Here is a 618-nt window from a genome sequence, read left to right as displayed (position 1 = left end):
CTTACGTTGTAGATGATAAGAAAATGAAACAGCAATAAATTTATAACATCAATAATTAGTGCTTATGAAATTATTAGTACATTGTGAAAATTCTATCTTGGCAGATGAATATAAAGCAAATCTTGAAGCTAAAGGTATTTTGTGTTATATTCAAAAAGAAGAAGTTGGAATAGGTGCATATGCAGGTGGAAGTCAGCCGCAAATTGCAGTCTTCGTTGAAGATGAACATTACCAAGAAGCTATAGACTTGATAAATGGTCTTAAACTCGAAAGGGATTCAAATCTTCCATGGTGCCCTAAATGTGGTAGCGAAAATACTGCACATACAATTGTTCAACACAAGCATGGTCCCAAATGGATGGTTCTAGTAAGCTTTGTCATTGTTGTATTTTGTATCATTTTCACCATATTGAATAAATGTACAATAGTATATATACCAACCATAATTCCTATAATATTATTGTTTATTTGGCTTAAAGGTTATAAGGAAGATATATATCATTGTAATCAATGTGGAAATGACTTTAAAAGAACATGAAACCTTAAATTAGAAGATAATGAAAAGGCAGCAAATGAAATGTTACTTCAAATGCTGCCTGTTTAGTTCACTTCCTTCTC

General features: G+C 31.4%; 1 protein-coding gene. It reads left to right on the top strand.

All coding sequences use genetic code 11. From position 1 onward, the window contains the following. The first annotated feature begins 64 nt into the window (after positions 1-64). Positions 65-538 (top strand): putative signal transducing protein, encoded by a 474-nt coding sequence (locus tag BSAG_RS10825; RefSeq protein ID WP_008771037.1) that lies wholly within the window; start codon positions 65-67, stop codon positions 536-538. The last annotated feature ends 80 nt before the right edge of the window (positions 539-618 follow it).

Source organism: Bacteroides sp. D1, from assembly GCF_000157095.2.
Lineage (GTDB): Bacteria > Bacteroidota > Bacteroidia > Bacteroidales > Bacteroidaceae > Bacteroides > Bacteroides xylanisolvens.
The sequence above is the reverse complement of the archived record's forward strand: the minus strand, read 5'-3'. Positions and strand labels throughout refer to the sequence as shown.

What these genes read in the sequence shown, in the direction of transcription:
- BSAG_RS10825 (WP_008771037.1), top strand. Translation starts at nt 65, where the DNA reads ATGAAATTATTAGTACATTGTGAAAATTCTATCTTGGCAGATGAATAT.